Origin of the sequence: Faecalibacterium sp. An192 (assembly GCF_002160175.1) — a bacterium.
GTDB lineage: Bacteria > Bacillota > Clostridia > Oscillospirales > Ruminococcaceae > Faecalibacterium.
Genome location: NZ_NFKB01000056.1, coordinates 1 through 17,476, shown reverse-complemented (window position 1 = coordinate 17,476; position 17,476 = coordinate 1). Strand labels below are relative to the sequence as shown.

16 protein-coding genes and 1 pseudogene are annotated in these 17,476 nt (G+C 50.4%); 7 read left to right on the top strand and 10 right to left on the bottom strand.

Translation table 11 applies throughout. The annotated features are described in order from the left end of the window. Nucleotides 1-504: 504 nt before the first annotated feature. The 8 genes from B5F27_RS13680 to B5F27_RS13645 all read right to left on the bottom strand — a co-directional run bounded on the left by B5F27_RS13680 (nt 505) and on the right by B5F27_RS13645 (nt 7,376). Nucleotides 505-801 (bottom strand): hypothetical protein, encoded by a 297-nt coding sequence (locus B5F27_RS13680; protein WP_144066536.1) that lies wholly within the window; start codon nt 799-801, stop codon nt 505-507. Between the two features lie 188 nt (nt 802-989). After that, entirely contained in the window at nt 990-1,250 is a 261-nt protein-coding gene (locus tag B5F27_RS13675) for a DUF4176 domain-containing protein (protein ID WP_087368614.1), read from the bottom strand. A 302-nt stretch (nt 1,251-1,552) separates the two neighbouring features. Next, complete coding sequence (locus B5F27_RS13670) at nt 1,553-2,581, bottom strand: hypothetical protein (RefSeq protein WP_087368612.1); 1,029 nt, start codon at nt 2,579-2,581, stop codon at nt 1,553-1,555. 83 nt (nt 2,582-2,664) lie between these two features. After that, a complete protein-coding gene (locus tag B5F27_RS13665) occupies nt 2,665-2,970 on the bottom strand; it encodes a WXG100 family type VII secretion target (protein WP_087368610.1) in 306 nt (101 codons plus the stop codon). Between the two features lie 36 nt (nt 2,971-3,006). Continuing rightward, nucleotides 3,007-3,318, bottom strand: coding sequence for a WXG100 family type VII secretion target (locus B5F27_RS13660; protein WP_087368608.1), 312 nt, complete (start codon nt 3,316-3,318; stop codon nt 3,007-3,009). A 204-nt stretch (nt 3,319-3,522) separates the two neighbouring features. Further along, a complete protein-coding gene (locus B5F27_RS13655; protein ID WP_087368606.1) occupies nt 3,523-3,675 on the bottom strand; it encodes a WXG100 family type VII secretion target in 153 nt (50 codons plus the stop codon). Nucleotides 3,676-3,948: 273 nt separating this feature from the next. Then, entirely contained in the window at nt 3,949-6,090 is a 2,142-nt protein-coding gene (locus tag B5F27_RS16605; protein ID WP_144066535.1) for an FtsK/SpoIIIE domain-containing protein, read from the bottom strand. 404 nt (nt 6,091-6,494) lie between these two features. Further along, nucleotides 6,495-7,376, bottom strand: a complete 882-nt coding sequence (locus tag B5F27_RS13645) for an FHA domain-containing protein (RefSeq protein ID WP_087368604.1) — start codon at nt 7,374-7,376, stop codon at nt 6,495-6,497. Between the two features lie 455 nt (nt 7,377-7,831). Here B5F27_RS13645 and B5F27_RS13640 point away from each other — a divergent pair, with 455 nt between their 5' ends. Continuing rightward, complete coding sequence (locus B5F27_RS13640) at nt 7,832-8,173, top strand: hypothetical protein (RefSeq protein WP_087368602.1); 342 nt, start codon at nt 7,832-7,834, stop codon at nt 8,171-8,173. Nucleotides 8,174-8,241: 68 nt separating this feature from the next. Next, nucleotides 8,242-8,925, top strand: coding sequence for a leucine-rich repeat domain-containing protein (locus tag B5F27_RS13635; RefSeq protein WP_087368600.1), 684 nt, complete (start codon nt 8,242-8,244; stop codon nt 8,923-8,925). 129 nt (nt 8,926-9,054) lie between these two features. Here B5F27_RS13635 and B5F27_RS13630 read toward each other — a convergent pair whose 3' ends face one another. Beyond that, nucleotides 9,055-9,546 carry a hypothetical protein gene (locus tag B5F27_RS13630; RefSeq protein ID WP_087368598.1) on the bottom strand — a complete coding sequence of 164 codons (492 nt, stop codon included), beginning with the start codon at nt 9,544-9,546 and terminating at the stop codon, nt 9,055-9,057. 468 nt (nt 9,547-10,014) lie between these two features. Here B5F27_RS13630 and B5F27_RS13625 point away from each other — a divergent pair, with 468 nt between their 5' ends. The 5 genes from B5F27_RS13625 to B5F27_RS13605 are packed head-to-tail and all read left to right on the top strand — an operon-like array spanning nt 10,015 to nt 17,224. Next, nucleotides 10,015-12,315: a hypothetical protein gene (locus B5F27_RS13625; RefSeq protein ID WP_087368595.1), complete on the top strand. Its 2,301-nt coding sequence runs from the start codon at nt 10,015-10,017 to the stop codon at nt 12,313-12,315. Beyond that, nucleotides 12,312-13,610 (top strand): type IV secretion system DNA-binding domain-containing protein, encoded by a 1,299-nt coding sequence (locus tag B5F27_RS13620; RefSeq protein ID WP_087368593.1) that lies wholly within the window; start codon nt 12,312-12,314, stop codon nt 13,608-13,610. Before B5F27_RS13625 ends, B5F27_RS13620 begins: the two co-directional genes overlap by 4 nt. A 34-nt stretch (nt 13,611-13,644) precedes the next feature. Then, nucleotides 13,645-15,396: a zinc ribbon domain-containing protein gene (locus tag B5F27_RS13615; RefSeq protein ID WP_087368591.1), complete on the top strand. Its 1,752-nt coding sequence runs from the start codon at nt 13,645-13,647 to the stop codon at nt 15,394-15,396. Nucleotides 15,397-15,455: 59 nt separating this feature from the next. After that, complete coding sequence (locus tag B5F27_RS13610; RefSeq protein ID WP_087368590.1) at nt 15,456-16,217, top strand: zinc ribbon domain-containing protein; 762 nt, start codon at nt 15,456-15,458, stop codon at nt 16,215-16,217. 17 nt (nt 16,218-16,234) lie between these two features. Further along, nucleotides 16,235-17,224: a zinc-ribbon domain-containing protein gene (locus B5F27_RS13605; protein ID WP_087368588.1), complete on the top strand. Its 990-nt coding sequence runs from the start codon at nt 16,235-16,237 to the stop codon at nt 17,222-17,224. A 142-nt stretch (nt 17,225-17,366) separates the two neighbouring features. On the opposite strand, the pseudogene B5F27_RS17325 reads toward B5F27_RS13605, so the two are convergent. After that, a pseudogene (locus B5F27_RS17325) lies at nt 17,367-17,476 on the bottom strand (helix-turn-helix transcriptional regulator); the annotation flags it as partial.

Below are 17,476 nucleotides of genomic sequence, written 5' to 3'. Positions count from 1 at the left end.
CCGGCGGAGGGCGGCGAGAAACCCGCCGAAGGCATCTTTATCCAGTTGGTACATGCAATCCACCTCGTTTTCCGTTGTTTGCTGGCCCCACTCTAGCAGCCGGCGCCGGACTTGTCAATCGACGGACGGTAGAATGGACGGAGATGCGATAAAAAGCTGGCAAAAAGGGCCGCGCACAGGGACGCCGATCCCGGGCGAGAAGCGCGGCGGAAGCCTCTCTGTGGGCGAAACTTTGCGTATGTTTCCGAGGGCCCCTGTCTCCCCGGCAGAATGGCCGCCGGCTATGTCCGGGCATCCAGTCCAAAAGGATGGGCGGCCTGCGCCGAAGCAGCCGCCGGGGCGTATGCCCCGGCATGAAAAAAGACCCGCCGAAGCGGGCCTTTTGAGATAGAAGATATGGGGCTGCTTGATATGGACTGTGTTGCCGATATAGGTTTACCCAAACATAGAAGTCTGTCAGAAAATCAGGCTTCTCATCCGTTCCTTTGACGTGAGCATGACCCATCAGAGAAAAAGACGGACCAGTTGGTTGAAAAGACTTCCCAAGTTGAACGAGGCGCCCCAGTCGAAATAACGGCCGGAAGAAATGGTATCCACATTGGAATGGGTTGCCACAGCGCTCACCGAAGAAGAACCACGTCTCCCAATCGAGCTGGTGGAAGCCTGGGATGCGGTAGCGACCGTGTCAGTGTTGACCTGACTGTTCTTGGAACCAAAGGAGACGTCCAGGCCACCCAGCAGGTACGAGATAAAACTCAAGACACCACTGGTAGTGAGGGCACCGCCGGAAGTTTTTTCCATCTCTAGCTCATTCAAGATACTTATAACATTGGGGAAGAATAAGATGATCCACATTTTTCATAAGTAAACCTCTCTTCTGGTCAATAGAAGGATAGAATTTCTAAAATAGAATAACAGAAGGCGATAAAATGATATGGTGTATATACTGGTACTTGATACTTTATTGGGATAGGGCAACCAAGCCGGGATTATTCCTCGCTATGATTTAAATGATCCAAAAAACTCAGACCCTCGCCATCCTGGAAACCGATGAAATACAGTTGTTCGATTTGATCGGCATCAAACAAATACAACTTTTTGGGATCAATGATTCCTTCGGGATACAGGCAGGCGCTGTAGTCCCATATTTTTTCCGTCCCGACTTGTTTTTGCTTGACCCCTACGATCATAATGCGTTTCTGACTGTTTTTAAGCAGAACCACAGAACCAATGGGCAGAAATCTTTTCATACAAGGTCCTTCCTTTCCAGCGACTATTTCTTGGATAGATCTCTCAGCGAATATAGTCTACCACAATTTTTACAGGAATAGGAATAGACATATCGCTTAACTTTATTATCCTGAATAAAGAACAGCGGGTTGGATGATGATTGAAAAACGCTTCCATCTACGGTTTCGAAGTCTTTATGTTTGTCCAGTTTTCCGCCGCAGTGGGGACATTTTTTCTTGGCAAAAAGAAAATAAATGAGTTCCCGAAATGTAAAATCATACCGGAATGCTGTATGTTTCATGAAAATAACAACTCCGTTCATTTAATCCCAGAATGTGATAAAATCAACGAAGTTATCCCATCCTGTATCATTTAACCCGATTTCTATGCCAAGTGAAGCGCCAAAGACAGCGGCTACACCACCTTCGACCACAAATTTATTGTCTTCAATGCCAAATTTTCCTTCTACGCCTACAGCACCGGCATACCCTCCGGCCGTTACAGTGATTTCCAGTCCAAGGATATTCAACGTTCCCGAAGCTTCTCCCTCTACAGCGGACACCAGAGCTTTTCCAGAGACACTGGCATCCACACCTTTTTCACCAATGGAAAAGTTTCCTTTTGCGCTGGCTTCGGCATTCAGGAGGGAGCCACTGGCATTCACGTCTGCACCGAAATTATCATCGCCGGTACTCATTTTCCCTTCTGCCGAGATAGCCGATACGGTTACACCTGCGGCAATCTCAGCGGTGAGAAGTTCAGTGATTTCTTCTTTTTCCCACTTGCCATTTTTCTTTTTCCAAAGTGTTTTGGTCTCCATGAGTGAGCCATCGACTTTGGTGTCAGCTTCAGCATATCCAACATAGGCATCCACAGAACCGGAGAAGGTGTCTGTTTCAACTTTGGCTTCACCATGGCCGAGCCAGCCCGAGATCCCTGGATGAGAGTCATTCCATTCATAACCAGGGCCATCCAGTGTACCACCGGTCTGGTTGGAAGAATCGGATGTAGACTGAGATTCTCCGATCACGGCGCCGACTACTGCCCCTACCACGCCAGAAGCCCAGGGGGAAATGGAACTGGATGGTGCAGGCGCATTTAGCTGCTGATATTGTTTTTTGGCTTCCAAGAGAAAGGATTGATATGCTTTCAGTGATGAAGAATAGCCCTCAATTTTTTTGACTAGGCGATTGGCAGAAGATTCAATATCTTTCTGACAGCGGATATCCCAATCCAGCCGCCGTACGATGTTGGATAATTCTGCTTGGATGTCAGAAACATTTACTGAAACTTGTTGGCATGTATTGCTTAGCTGATCAAACCCCGCAAATTGTACATATATACGCGGCATACATGACGTCTCCTCTCTATCCATACCAGACAGCCCGGCCCAAAGGCCGGGCGTGCCGGATGGTTACATGATGCCGTGCAATATCAGAAAACTTTGCCCTGTTCCTGTGCCATCTGAGTGCCCTGCTGCTCTACGGCCTCGTAGTTTTCCGCAGCAGTGGTCAGGAAAGTGCTGTAGTTGGTCATGTCGGTCTTGAAGGTTTCAAAGATCGTCTGCATACTGGCAAACTGCTTCTTTTCGGTTTCGATGGTGGTACCCTTCATGCTGCCGGCGGTGTTGTTGACTTCCTGCAGCATTTCCGTGTAAAGGGTTAAGATTTTCTCGCCTGCCGTTTTGATATTCTGGGCCTTGTCGCGCATGACCTGGGAATCCACTACAACCTGTGCCATATTCAAAGTACAAAACAATACGCCTGTAAAATGTGTTTATCGGCCGGTGCTGAGGTTGTTGGCAACCTGTTTCAGATTGTTTTCACTGCTGCGCAGATCGCTGGCATATTTCCGGAGGAAAGCCACATAATTGTCCAGAGCCTTTTTGGCAGCGGTAAAATCGTTCTGATAGTTCTGAATTCGCTGGTTGAAGGTCTGACTGGCTTCACCTTTATAGCTGACGTTCAGGTCAGAGACGGCAGTGTAGATGCTTTTGTATGTAGTGGCAAATTCGTTTGCTTTGGCCTCAATGGTAGAGGCGGAGCGCTCCAGGGTTTCAGGTGTAACGTCAAAAATAGTGGATGCCATGATAAAATCTCCTTTCAAAACAGATCATAATGCCATCAGCGGCCAAGGGGGAAGCACCCAGCGATGCGGCCAAAGAGGCGGCTTTTTCGGCGGCCTCTTCGTCCTCTCTCTGGATCCTTTTGGCGCAGGTGCGGATTGTGTTGGCCAATGTGGACATCTGGGACCTGGTCTGGCTCATTTCGCTGCGCAGGGCCACCAGCTTGGCTAAAAAGCTTCTGCAGCTTCACCTTTCCAGATACTGCGGCAATCCTGTTCCATTTGCTGCAATTTTTGAATCTGACTGGCCAGCTGACTGGCCTGGTCGGATATTTCGTCTGCCTGAGACATGACCTTGGAATAGTTAATCCGGAATTTCATCTTGCCGATTCCTCCTTTGTTACATCAAAACCAACTGCGCTCCGTCTGTAATACCCAGCTGCCGGAAGCTGCATTCCTGGCGCAGGACAGTGCCGTCGGCCTTATCAAAGAAAGACAGCTCCTCCGCACCTTGCTGCACGCCGTATTCTGAGCATAAAATGCGGGCCATCAGCTGCTACACGTGAGCGACAGACAGCGAGTCCGGCACGATGAAATCGTAGATGTTGCCCAAAGCAGGAACAGTGACGGCAACCGATATTTTTTTCATGGAAATCACCATCCAATTTCTACAGCTTTGCCGCCGGCCAAAAAATAGCCGGTATCTTTGCGGGCTTGATGGATCACCGGCAGTGTACCAATTGCGGCTGCTGCTTCATAGCAGCCCGGAGCAATCAGATAATTTTCCACGCCGGAAACCAGATTGATGAACAGGCTGTCCAAATTGTATCCACCATTTACATCGAAGCCGCAAATAAAGCTGATCCCATATTTGGGGCTGTCAATATAGCGGAATACTTTCCGCAGAAAAGCGGCTTGCTGATCCGTTATTTCATCGAAGAAAGCGTGAAATTCTGCAATCAGCACAAAGAGATGACGGCTGCGGCTAGTTTCATCTTCTAGCCTGCAGTTGAGCTCAGGCTTCAGGAGTTCAATCCAGTCATCCAGATCTTCTGAGCTTTGAATGTAACGGCATACGGGAAAAGCCTGTGCAGCAGGCGCGAGTATCCCGGAGCGACTGTCGATCAGCACAACGTCTCGATTCTCCTGCATAAAAATGGAGCGGAGCGTTTCCTGGAACCGGTCAGTCAGAGCGTTCTGGTTTGCTGCGCAGATACAGACATTGCTGCTTTCCTCCAGGGAAATTCCATACAGCATGGCGCCGGACAGAGAAGCTGCTAAGATCAGATTTTCGGCACTGTCCTCACAGGGATCGGGGCGGGGAAGAGTGGGCAGCGGAGAAGAATTTAGTGTCTGGAAAGAAGTTTCCTGAATAGAATCCTGTCCATGGTCCAGCTTAAGGGGCAGGGGACCATGCCATTCCTCTGCAATCTTTTTGTACTGTTCACAGATGACCGATGTGCGCGCTGTCTCATTTTCGCCGTCCACACTCAAAGCCATTTGGAATTCAACAGCCTCTTTGCCGGCAGCCATCAGGCCGCGTCCTGGTGCCTGGACCGGAATAAAGGCGGGGCGCAGATTCAAGATATCCAGATAGGCGTTGGGATCGTTCATATGTAGCGCAAACTGAGTGGAAATGGACTCGGCGGTTTTGTAATGAATCGAGTTCTTGGTGGTTCCGGTGATGACAAAGTAGACACCCAGTGTGCTGCCGGCTGCGATAAGCTGGGCAAATTGATCAGACAGATCCATATATTTTTCACGAAAAGCAGCATAGTGATCCAGCAAAACCACAATGGCGGGCAGATTTTTGCCCAGGGAACGATAATCTGCAAAGGAGCCGCAGTGGTTGGCGGCAAAAAGGCATTTCCGTTCATCCATAATGTTGGACAGCAGGATCTTTTCGGGCAGAACATCCAGCCAAAGCGGTTTGACCGAGAGACCTTTTTTCTGGCCCAATGTGATCAGATCTGCTACTACAGCTTCCAGCTGGGTCTTATCGGTCTTTTCGGCCACATCCAGTTTTGCGGTATGTAGTGGATTGGCGGTGTGATCTGTCATCTGCACGGTAATTTCTTCATCGGGCATATAAGTCCGTGTAGGGGAATATTCAGCGCCGCTGTATCCCGACTGGATGCACTCGTAAATTTCGTCGTATCCTACCTGAAGGTACATTCGGCCTGGATTTTTAATCATGGCAGCGTCCGGCTTGTTCAGCACATCGGTGCTGTCCTGCTTTTCTGCGACACGCAGACAGATTTTGAAGTGGGAGTTACTCATAATCTGGGGGTCCACAATGCCGGCCGGCTTCTGGGTGGCCAGAATCAGGTGAATGCCCAGGCTGCGGCCCACCTGGGCCACGTTGATCAGCTGGGTCAAAAATTCCGGCTGCTGAGTCTTTAACTGGGCAAACTCATCCACAATGATAACCAGATGGGGCAGAGGTTTGCTGAGCCGCCCTGCCTTATAGTATTTGTGATAGGAATTAATGTCGATCTTGTCAACACCCAGCGTGCTGGCGGCCTGGTTGAAGCAGATCTTGCGAGCGTTGATTTCTGCCTGCAGGGAGACCAGCGCACGGTAGAGGATGCTGCCCGACAGGTCGGAAATGGTGGCGGCCAGATGGGGCAGGCCCGGAGAATTCTTTTTGGCCATAAAGGGCCGCGCCATGTCGCCGCCCTTGAAATCGACCAGAACAAATGCTACTTCTTTGAATGGCCAGGGACAGCACAAAGGCCTGGAGAAATTCGCTTTTGCCGGAACCACTGGTGCCGGCCACCAAGCCGTGACATCCATGGTAATCCTGATGGATGTCCAGACTAAACACTTCACCGCCAGCGATCACGCCGATGGGGGCCGCTAGGGATTTGGCGGAATTATTGTTGTCCCAATAAGTTTCAATGCCCAGCTCGTTCACATTGCCTACTTTGTACATCTGCAGGAAAGAAATGCGGTCCGCAATACCCAGGCTCCGTGTATCATACCGGATAGGGAGCTGGGACAGCCGGCTGGCAAACTTCTGAATCTGGTCAGTGGAAATGGAATCCAGCGAGAATGGAATAAATCGATTTTTGTTTTCATTCCGGATGTAGAAGCCGGTGCGGGAAGTATCGCTCTGCACAATTGTTTTGCAGGAACGTGGCAGCTCTGTGATGTCCCCATAAGCAAACAGAGTGGTGATTCCGGCATCGTTTTGAGGGTCATTCAGATAGCGCAGCAGCGCTTCTCTTTTGATCAGGGCTGGATGCATGACCACCACCACATAATGGGGAACAGAGAGTTTCTTTTTCTTTCCGTGGTTTCGGAGATTTCAGCGGCCAGTCCTGGGCTTCCGGCAGGAAAGTTTCTATGCACAAATCCCGAATGGCGACAATATTGCCGCCCAGATAAACCATTGAAAATCCCATGAAAGCAAGCTCATCAAAGGGCTCCAGCTTCCGGGAATGTACAGCCTTGCCATTAACATAAATGCCGACGGTCCGTTTTAAGTCTTCGACATAAACACAGCCTTGATCATCTACCCGGATGGCAACCTGTTTTTCTCTGGAAATATAATTGCTCAGTGTAAATACAATGTCATTTTGGGCACCGCGGCCGATATAAACATTGCTGTTTTTAGGCAGACAATATTTTTTATAGGAAAGGGAAAGGGAAGACCTAGCAATCAGGAGAACCTTCACTTTGGCTGCGCCTGTCGGGTCTTTGAATGTGATGTAATCGCCGTTTTGCAGAATGCGTTCCTGGCAGACCTGATGATCCAGTTCTGCTCGAAAAAGGCTACTGCCCTCCTGCCGCAGAACATAGCTGGAAACAGACTCGGTTTCCTCCTGAAAAAAGGGTAAAACAAATCCTTCCGGCAGGCCCAAAGTGTCATGGTACAGTGCGTTGGTACGGTTCTCCACTACTTTGCTCAGCAACTGGGAGATCATATGGTTTCCGATGAAGGAGATTGCCAGAAAATCTGTAACAGACCTATTTTTCTCCGTTTGAGGCATGCCATATACTCTTTTTAATATATATTGTTCCTTGACGCTGAAAATGGTGCAGCAGTTTTCGAATTTACTGTGAAAAGGGCTTTTCATTGTATAACAAATCTTTCAAGCTGATTCATTGAATGTGTAGTATTTTGCGTGTTCCATGTAATAATTTGCAGAATAGATAAAATGCGTTTTAAATACAGCTTTTAAAAATTTACTATATAATAAGGAAGGCGTAGCTACCATGTTTCTGCTGAGCAAAGAGTTGATGCGGACGGGGAGACACTTTATCTGGAAAGCAGATTGGGTATGCATCTGCATACGGTACGCTATGAGCTATAAATGGTTCTAATCAGTAGGAATCCCATTGGCTCAAAATCGCCGTGACGGCTTCTCTTTTCCAGGGCAAAAGCCAGCTGCGGGGAATTTTACTTTTATTGATGCAAGTTATGACATTGACGGAACAAGATAATACACTATTCATGCAGTTGTGAAAGAAATTTGCTATACTGTGGACGTCAAATCCGGTTTGGTACAATTATTTTTCAGGAGGAAAGAGTATGTTTAAAAGATTGTTTGGACCAACGACTGCGGATCAGCTTGTTTATCTGGAAAACCGCATCTGGCCTAGCCTGGCGGTTGTTGTCCTCAGTTTTATTGCTTCGTTTTTTGTGAACGGCGCCCTTGGCATCATTGCGATAGTAATCCTGTACTGGGGCTGGTCGGGTGTCAAAAACTGGTTTGGATTTGCGGCATTTACCACCATTCTGGCAGGTTACGACAACCTTGTGCTGGGCGTACTGGTAGGCCTGCTCTATTTGCTGGTAGCGTATTTTGCAGGTATTTTTATTTTTCTGCTTGGGATAGTCCGCTATGGAATGCTTAAATTGCAGCATTCCTGAATATAGCGTCAGCCGCCAGATTTTTTGCGGCTATCTGGTCGCAGCTGGACAGGAGTGAGGGATGAATTATGTCGGTTGTATGGGTTTTGATCGTTGTCGTGGCCGCTTTTTTCTTCCTGAAAAGAAGGCCGCCGTTGGAAATTCCACAAGAATCACAGACAGCTGTCAAAGCTTCTGGTAAGTGTGGACCGGACGCAGAATGGAGGCTGCATGAAGATGGGCAGCTGTACATATCCGGCAACGGATCAATGTATGATTATGAGCCCGAAACAACAGAACATCCTGAAAAAATTGCGCCTTGGCATCCGTATCGGCGTGACGTTCGTTCGCTTGTTGTGGATCGGGGAATTTCCTGCCTTGGACGGTGGGCCTTTGCATATTTTTTCAATATGACCGCAGTTACATTGGCTTGCCGGATTTCTTTTCTGCCTCAGGGATGCTTTTTTGAATGCGAAAGCTTGGATGAAATTGAGATACCCAGCGGTGTAAAACGGATCGGAACAAACTGTTTTTTGGATTGCGTTAGTCTGGATACCGTTCATCTGCCCAAGGGATTGCTGGCAATTTTGGACAGTGCTTTTTGCGGTACAGGACTTGTTCATATCAATCTGCCTGAATCGCTGGAAGAAATTCATTCCTTTGCATTTGGCCACTGTCAATCTCTGAGAGAAATCTCCATACCTGATAATGTGAGCTATATTCATGCTGACGCATTCTATCACAGCGGTGTGTGGGTTCCCCCTCGTGGATGAAGCCTATATGGTTTCTGAATGTTTTTAAAGGACAGATAAAAGAAAGCCAGGTTTTCCTTTTGTAGGAAAACCTGGCTTTTTCTCATTTTGAGAGGAAAGAAAACTGGTTTCTGCTCTATGAGCATGAATTTAGTGCAGGATATTCTGGATCATAGCAGTGTTTTTGAAGTACAGGAAACATAGATAGGCGATGGAAGCGAAAACGTTGAATAGAATTCTTGGGCCAAGGTTTCTTTCAAAGAGGAAATGACTGGCTTTTAAGATGAAAAAACTGGGAAGAAAGTAAAGCCCTGCCAATATAGGTATATCGATGATATATAAGACGAAACTAAGCATTCCGCGCAAACCGTTTATGCTCAACATCCCGGCCCATTTAAATAGAATAAGTACCAGCCCCATATAAAAGGGAACAAAAGGAAAGGCCTCGGATACTCTTAAGGTGCGCTCTCCGCGTTCAGAGTGAGAATATACTGCCATAAAAATAATAATCCAGATTACTACAGAGATGGGAACAATGTTTTCGGCAATCCAAAGAACCGCCTGCATGCCGATTCCAAGAAGGCCAAGCGCAGTCATAAGTAAAAAGATAACGAAAGAAGCTGGAATGAAATAAATAATCATATCATAACCCTTTCCATTGGAGCTGAGATGAAAATATATATTGAGATCATGATGGATCGATCATAAATCAAAAAAACGAAAAAGTCAATATAAATATCTTGCTGCAGGAGCATGACAACAGAGAGTAAATGGGTTTGCTGGGTCTGACTACAAACCAATTCGGCATCTAGTTTTGTTCTTTTAAAACAATATTAAGAAGATATCTGCGCCCTACTCAAGAGCAGCTGAATTTATTCTTGTTCTGTCGGGCGGAACTGCTTGATAAATGGAACTCGAGCAGGGAATTCCGGCTGAGGAATGTCTGCGAGATGGTATGAATTTCGATAGAAACTGTAAACCGTTACATGAAACCTGCATAATATGACGGATTCAATGACTTGACACAGTGGATTTGTTATAATTTTATAAATTTCTGTGGAGTTTTTATGAGATAAACGATCGACATTGAAATGGTGAAGGTGAAGTAAGATGGCTCTTTGGGATAAACTCAGCGGCAAGATGAAGGAAACCATTGTCAAAGGAGTTACCCTGGCGGGCATTACAGTGACCAGCATTACCTCGGTTGGGGCAGGCGTGGAACAACAGCAGCAGTTGGATCAGATGGAAGACTCAAGCAGAGATCCGGTCTCTATCGAGAGGCTGCTTCAGGATGCACCCATTAAGACCAGTATGGAAGCTTTCAATGAGATGGATGACCTGATGGGTCAGTCCGAGCGCCAGCAGGAGATCGAGGAGGCTACAGATCCCAGGCTGAAGGCGGCGATGTTTAGTGCTGGAGCCGAGGGACCCAAGGGTGCCGGCGACGGTATCCCTGGCAAAGATCCGGGGACGGTGCAGACAGAGTCCGGAGACTATTATTTCACCGGAACAGCCGAAGCTAATTTGAAGTATGGCAGCGGCGGTATCCAGCAGTGTTTCATTCAAAACGCTTATGAGCTGAAAAAAGAGCATCCCGCAGCTGGCAATGGGCGGCTGATCGAGGTGGACCGTGAATACGAAGATCCAGATTTTGCCCAGAGAAACGGCCAGCCCAACGGGGTGACAAGTCACCAGTTCGGGTCCACCCATGCCACGGTGGATCACCGTCCCCTGACAGCGGAGGGGAAGGCGGAGATGGCTCAGCTGGAGACTTCGACTCCGATGGAGGAAGGAAAATCCATCCAAAGTCTGGATGTGGAGCAAAACCCGGACACGGCGTATCTAGACGAAAATACCATCGACGCCCGGGGCCTGAACCGGGAAGGGGCTGATGTGAAAAAAGAAGCCTGGATTCGGCCATTCAGCAATCAGGAAGACGACAAGCTGGAGCCGGACGGATGGAAGAACCCGGAACAGCTGAAGGACGGGCAGACATTCTATCAGCTGAGCGTAGACGGTGATACCACAAGCAGTTATTTTGTGACGGAAGATGTGGTGGACAGCTGCCGCAAAGAAGACGGCACAGTGGATTTCAACCAATTGAGGGATGGCTTGCAAATTCCTCAGGGAGAGCAGAAAAACTGCCTTGTAAAATATGTGTACCGGACAGGGCGGGAATCATCGAATCAGGATAAGAGTGAGCCTGATAAGGCATATGCAGATCCTCCGGACCACAAAAACCTGTTGGGTTCCAATGACAAAAACAATCATAACAGCGATGGCCTAAAAAATCATGATGGTCCTGAAAACGAATCGGATAAAGACGGAAAAAACACAGATGTCACCAAAAACGGGGATGAAAACCAGAGTAAAGTTGCTGCCCGAGAGTCTGGTTTGAACGAGAAAAGGGAAACCGAGGCCAGGCAGACAACGCAGGCCGGAAACGTTCAGGAGGACGGGAGCCGGAACGTGAGAGCTGAGGACCCGAACAAAGATGAGGTCAAAACCCGCCAGGCCGACCCGAATCAGGAGAATAAAACCGAGACCAGGCAGACAACGCAGGCCGGAAATGTTCAGGAGGACGGAAACCGGAACGTGAGGGCTGAAGACCCGAACAAAGATGAGGTCAAAACCCGCCAGACCGACCCAAGTCAGGAGAATAAAACCGAGACCGAACAGACGACGCAGACCGGAAACATTCAGGAGGACGGAAGCCGGAACGTGAGGGCTGAAAACTCGAACAAAGATGAGGTCAAAACCCGCCAGACCGACCCGAATCAGGAGAATAAAACCGAGACCGAACAGACGACGCAGACCGGAAATGTTCAGGAGGATGGAAGCCGGAACGTGAGGGCTGAAGACCCGAACAAAGATGAGGTCAAAACCCGCCAAACCGACCCGAATCAGGAGAATAAAACCGAGACCGGGCAAACAGCCCTGACAGGAAAACCCCGTACAGAGGACTCAACCAAAGTCCAAGCTGTAGGTCGGCAGGGTCCCTGGAACAAGAATGCCAAAACTGAGGATCTGGACAAGGATAAAGACAAGGTTGCAGCACAGCAGACCGGCCAAAGCGAGAATCAGGAAACAGAAAACACAAATCAAAAGACGGGCCTTCCGGCGGTGCAAACCAATACCAATCTTCCGTCCTTGTGGGAAAAACCTTCCACCGGCCAGGAGAAGAACGAGAATCAGACAAACAAAGCGGCTAAGGAGGGAGACCGGCACGAATGGGAGAAGCCGGGCGCTGAAAAATCAGGGGTGATGGAAGACAAGCCATCAAACACCAAAACAACTGACAAGCAGGAAACCCCTTCCACCGGTTCCACGCAGAAGGACAATCAGGGAAAGGAGCAGCCGACGTCTTCCGGCGGACAGAACAGAGACGATGATGGAGGATATCATCTATGAAGAAAATTGAAGTATTTGATGGCAACGAGCTGCGGGATCTGCCGGTGGAATACCCAGTGCAGATACCTCGCTGCACCCTTTACGGTCAGGACCGGCGGGGCGGACAGGTGGTTGTCCCGCTGGACGATGAACTGCTCAGCCGCCATATCATGCTGTTGGGCGGCATCGGCACCGGTAAGACAAATGCCTTTTATCAGGTGGTCAGCCAGCTGTGCCGGGGAATGACCGACCAGGATGTTATGATTGTGTTCGACACCAAGGGCGATTTTTACAATGCCTTTTATCGTAAAGGCGATGTGGTCATCAGCAATGATTCCACGGCCTGCGGACCCGATGGACCGGATTACTGGAACCTGTTCAACGAACTGGAAGAGGGCGAGGACATGGAGGTGGCCATCAATGAGATATCCAAAACCCTCTTTGCCCAGCGGCTGAAAAACACCACACAGCCCTTTTTCCCAAATGCTGCAAAAGATCTGTTCGGTGCGGTGCTGACACATTTTTCGCGGAATAGAGAAAGATTCTATTGCGACAACCTGGCCCTGCGCCAGTTTATGGACGCTATGCCTACCCCACAGCTGCGAGAAATGCTGAATCAGCACGATGACCTGCGGTCTATGAGCAGCTATATCTACGACGACAAATCCGGACAGACGCAGGGCGTACTGTCCGAGCTGCAGCAGCAGGTTCGGGAACTGTTCGTGGGCAACTTCAAAAAGCGTGGCACTCTGTCCATGCGGGAACTGGTTCGCCGCAAGGGGGGCCGGATGATCTTTGTGGAATACGATCTGAGTGTGGGTGAGACTTTGACCCCTATCTACACCCTGCTCTTTGATCTGGCTATCAAGGAGGCTCTCAGCCGCAAAAAAAGCGAGGGAAATGTGTTTTTCCTGGTGGATGAGTTCCGACTGCTGCCCAACCTGACCCACATCGATGATGCCGTCAACTTCGGACGGAGCATGGGTGTAAAATTTATGATCGGCATTCAGAACATCGAACAGATGTACGAGGTCTACGGTCAGGCGCGGGCCCGGAGTATTTTGTCCGGTTTTCTGACCAGCATCTGCTTTCGCGTCAACGATGCTTCCTCCATTGAGTACATCCAAAAACTCCACGGCCGCAACCGGAAAAAAGAGGTCTATATGGCCTCGGTCCAAGGCCGTGGTCTGGTCGAGAATGTCCGGGATGCCAATGTGGTGGAAGACTGGGACATCCAGCGGTTGGGGATCGGCGAAGCAATCATCGGCCTGCCGGGACGGGAACCCTTCTGGTTCCATTTCCTGAGGGCCAAATAAAATACTGGGACACGAAAAAGAGAGGAGGATCAAGATGCGGTGCCCCAAATGTGGAAATCAAGTGTCGGCAGGGGCGAAGTTCTGCCGGACCTGCGGAGCCAGGCTGATGCCCCTGTCTGCATCGGAGCAAGCGGCCCCGGCGGCTCTGGCTCCAGTTGCACGGACTCGATTTGGCGGCAAAAAGTGGCTGGCAGCGGTGGTGTTGGTGCTGGCGTTATCGGTTGTGGCGGCCTATCTGCTGCTGGGACGGAAGAAGGGCGATAACATCGACTGCTTTATGGTCTGTGACGGCAACTACGTGCTGGCAGATGTGCAGAATGACCAGGCTTTCCCGCTGGTTCCCAGCATGGGAGAAGCAGCCAGCGTGCTGTTTGGTCCCGATGAGTCCTATGTCTTTTTGTTTATGAGGAATGACATCCTCTGCCGGGTGGACTGCGCCGGACTGGAACTGGACCCAGAGGCCAGCAATGCTGGCCAGGTGATGCAGGTGGATACCGGCGTTTTTCAGAACGGTGTGACTCAGCTGACCGGGGGACGGGCAGTGTATCTCAAAAAGGGAGGAGAGCTATGCTGGTTTGATGGAGAAACGGTGACCCGGCTGGCAGGGAACGTGGTGTCCTATTCTTTGGTGGATGGCGAGAAACTGGTTTATTCCGTGGAGACGGAGAACGGATATATCATCTACTGGGTTCCTCTGGATGGGTCGGAAAAGGCGGCCCAGCTGACCGGAGAAAATGAAATGGCGTGGCTGTGGAGCTCCTGGGAGGCGGGCCAGCAGGCAGCCTACTCGGTGGAAACGGAGGAGGGCTGGGAAGCTCTCTATCTGGTAGGTGCCGACGGGGAGCCTCAGCTGGTGAATGACGCTGCCCAAATTTACAACTACGGCGAGATGGGGGATACCCTCTACTATACCGCTGACACCACAATGCCCTATGATGGCGAGAGTTTCGCTTCTACAGGCATCCTCTGCAGTCTGAAGGATGGCGCCATCACCCAGCTGGCAGAGCGAGTCAATAACTATTGGCTCAACGGGGACCAGCTGGTGTATCTGGTGGAGGATGATCTGAACCAGGAGCGGGCCGCGGCTGATTTCAGCATCTCGGATGTCCGGGAGGACCCTGTCTGCTATCACCGGTGTTTTGTAATGGCGGATGGTCTGCCCACGGTGGAAGTGGATATGGACAATCTGGTAGAGGTCTTGATCCAGGATGGAGACGACCGGCCCTGGGTTGACCAGATTATGACCAATGGCACACAGGTCTTTGTGCGGAAGGGTCAGGGAAATATCTATCAGGCCCCTGTGACCGATGGCATCGCCACCGGTTTTGTCCAGATGACAGAGGGGTCGAAGTGGATGACGGTCAACGGCGATTCCTTGTACTATACCAACGCTCTGCCCGGAGGACAGAACGAGGAAGAGTGCAGCCTGTACTGTGCCCGGGACGGAGAGATTGCCTGTCTTTCTGAGAGTGTCAACCCCTGGCAGGTCTGGGTTTATGAGGACGGCACCGTCCTGGCTATCAGGAACCTGGATACCTCCAGCACTGCCCAGGGCCAACTGGTGATGCTGAACGCCGCCGAAGGGGAAACGCTGGTGGGAGAAAAGGTCAGCGGCTTCCTGCGGATGGATGAGGAAACGATATTGTATCTATCCGACGGTACTCTCCACCGCTTCCGGAAGGGAGAGAGCGAGGAACTTTGGGGGCAGATAGAAGGTCTGTGGTGCCGGAACATCTGCCAGCCAGTCTATGAAAATGACCTGTACTGGATGGAATTGAGTCAGTAACTGTCCAGAAGGGCCGCAAGATACAACCAATACAAAGAGACAACAGGAGGAAGAAAATCATGGCTTTTTGCGAACAATGTGGAACCCGTCTGCCGGATTATGCCGTTGAGTGCCCGGTCTGCCATACGCCGGTGCCGGCTGAGCCTCAGCCCTTTTTCAAGATGGAACCCGACCGGCCTCAGCCCTCTGCCCCGGTCCAGCCGACCTGGGAGGGGGCGACAGTGACTCAGACCCAGACCAATAAAGCAGAACAGTCTGCTCCGAGGGAAATTCCCAACAGCAATATCAAGCTGTCAGAAAACGAGGAAGTCGTCCGACAGTACCAATGCAGCAACATCAAGCGGCCTGCTTCCTGCATTGGATACCTGACCGTGACCACCAAGCGGATTCTGTTTGAGGGCAGAAGCTCGGGCAGCCGCATCGCTAAGGAAGTGGTGCTGGATTCGGTGTCGGGTCTGGACTGCTCTTATGGCACCAATATTCATCTTCGCCGCCTGATTCTGGGCATCATCATTGTTCTGCTGGGGCTGACAGGAAGATTCAATTCCCTGTTCCAGATAATTGTTATTCTGGTGGGCGTCTATCTGGTCGTTACCAGCTTCCGTAAAACCTTTATGCTGGCTATCTATTCTTCCAAGACCAGCAGCAGTCCCATTTCCATTGGTGAAGGCATTCGCTCTCTTCTGGGGAACGAGGCGGTTTACACGCTGGTGAGCGAACCAACACAGGATACAGACCGGATGCTCAATGAGCTGGGGGCCATGGTGCAGGATCTCCAAACGCTGGGAGACTATGCAGTCACCAAGTGGAAGAAAATCTGAGGAAGGATCGTTGAACCATGAAGTGCCCAAATTGTGGTCAGGAACTATCTGATCAGGCCCGGTTCTGCCGCTTCTGTGGACAGAGACTGGAACAAAAACCCACACCCCAGCCGCCTGAACCGCCAAAACGGTCCGAGCCTGAAATCATTCCACGCTGGCAGCCCCGTGCCGACACCGAAAACAAGACTGGTCTGGGACAGAAGAAAATAGTATGGGTGATTGCCGCTCTGGCACTGCTGGTGGTGGTGATTGTGGGAGCACTGGTTTTTCTGATCGGGAAAAACAAGGTGGAATCCAAACAGTCGAGAGAGGAATCGGCTATATCAATGGAAACTTCCTACGAGGAAGACCAGCTCGACTCCATCCCTGAGAAGTCAGCAGCGTCTGCTGCCTTGGAACCAGAGGCTTCATCGGTGCTTGAGGTGGAGCCGGAGTGGGGTCAGCAGGAAATTCTGGTGACTCCTTCCGGCGGAGGCACAGCAGTGCTGACCTTGCGCCAAAAGTATGGGGATGACTGGGAAACCCTCTACACCTGTACCGCAGCCATCGGCCGCAACGGTACCACTACATCTCCCCAGGAGGGAGACGGCAAGACGCCGGCCGGTACATTCCCGGTGGAGTTCTGCTATGGTCTGGAGCAGCCGGAGACCGGCATTCGCTTCGTTCAAGTGGGACCGGACAGCGTTTGGGTGGATGACGGGAATTCCCCTTACTACAACTGTCTGACTACTAAAACCGAGGCTGGGGACGTATCCCATGAGGATACCTACTCCCAGTTCACCCGGGGCTTCTATACCGTCAATATTTTCTTTGCCAACAACGGAGATGGACGTACTCCCGGTTCCGCCACGCCGGGAGCTGGTTCAGTGCGGGTGTTGGAAGGCTATACCAGGACCCTGGAACCCACCAATGGAGACATTAAAATTGCATCGGAGGATATGAATCAGCTGCTGCAGCGGCTGGATGCAAATTATGATCCAGTGGTCACTGTTGTGAGCGGTTCATAAAAGAACAAAAAGATCCCCAGCCTGTATGGGTAGGCTGGGGATTCTTTTTGAATGTACAAAATGTTGGCCTGGATGCTGTTTTTGGAGATTTAAGGAAAAGTGCAGGCATGGATTGCGCAGTCAGTTTCTTTACCTCTGTGCACCCCCGCTCCCACTTGCTGACGGCCTTGTCGGACACAAAGAGCGTCTCGGCCAGCTGGCGCTGGGTGAGGCCCTTTTCCCGGCGGAGGGCGGCGAGAAACCCGCCGAAGG

Coding starts and splice junctions, on each gene's coding strand:
- B5F27_RS13660 (WP_087368608.1), bottom strand. CDS start 3,318: ATGGCATCCACTATTTTTGACGTTACACCTGAAACCCTGGAGCGCTCC.
- B5F27_RS16605 (WP_144066535.1), bottom strand. CDS start 6,090: ATGGATGTCACGGCTTGGTGGCCGGCACCAGTGGTTCCGGCAAAAGCG.
- B5F27_RS13620 (WP_087368593.1), top strand. CDS start 12,312: ATGAAGAAAATTGAAGTATTTGATGGCAACGAGCTGCGGGATCTGCCG.
- B5F27_RS13655 (WP_087368606.1), bottom strand. CDS start 3,675: ATGAAATTCCGGATTAACTATTCCAAGGTCATGTCTCAGGCAGACGAA.
- B5F27_RS13675 (WP_087368614.1), bottom strand. CDS start 1,250: ATGAAAAGATTTCTGCCCATTGGTTCTGTGGTTCTGCTTAAAAACAGT.
- B5F27_RS13665 (WP_087368610.1), bottom strand. CDS start 2,970: ATGGCACAGGTTGTAGTGGATTCCCAGGTCATGCGCGACAAGGCCCAG.
- B5F27_RS13625 (WP_087368595.1), top strand. CDS start 10,015: ATGGCTCTTTGGGATAAACTCAGCGGCAAGATGAAGGAAACCATTGTC.
- B5F27_RS13670 (WP_087368612.1), bottom strand. CDS start 2,581: ATGCCGCGTATATATGTACAATTTGCGGGGTTTGATCAGCTAAGCAAT.
- B5F27_RS13645 (WP_087368604.1), bottom strand. CDS start 7,376: ATGAAAAGCCCTTTTCACAGTAAATTCGAAAACTGCTGCACCATTTTC.
- B5F27_RS13610 (WP_087368590.1), top strand. CDS start 15,456: ATGGCTTTTTGCGAACAATGTGGAACCCGTCTGCCGGATTATGCCGTT.
- B5F27_RS13635 (WP_087368600.1), top strand. CDS start 8,242: ATGTCGGTTGTATGGGTTTTGATCGTTGTCGTGGCCGCTTTTTTCTTC.
- B5F27_RS13680 (WP_144066536.1), bottom strand. CDS start 801: ATGGAAAAAACTTCCGGCGGTGCCCTCACTACCAGTGGTGTCTTGAGT.
- B5F27_RS13630 (WP_087368598.1), bottom strand. CDS start 9,546: ATGATTATTTATTTCATTCCAGCTTCTTTCGTTATCTTTTTACTTATG.
- B5F27_RS13615 (WP_087368591.1), top strand. CDS start 13,645: ATGCGGTGCCCCAAATGTGGAAATCAAGTGTCGGCAGGGGCGAAGTTC.
- B5F27_RS13605 (WP_087368588.1), top strand. CDS start 16,235: ATGAAGTGCCCAAATTGTGGTCAGGAACTATCTGATCAGGCCCGGTTC.
- B5F27_RS13640 (WP_087368602.1), top strand. CDS start 7,832: ATGTTTAAAAGATTGTTTGGACCAACGACTGCGGATCAGCTTGTTTAT.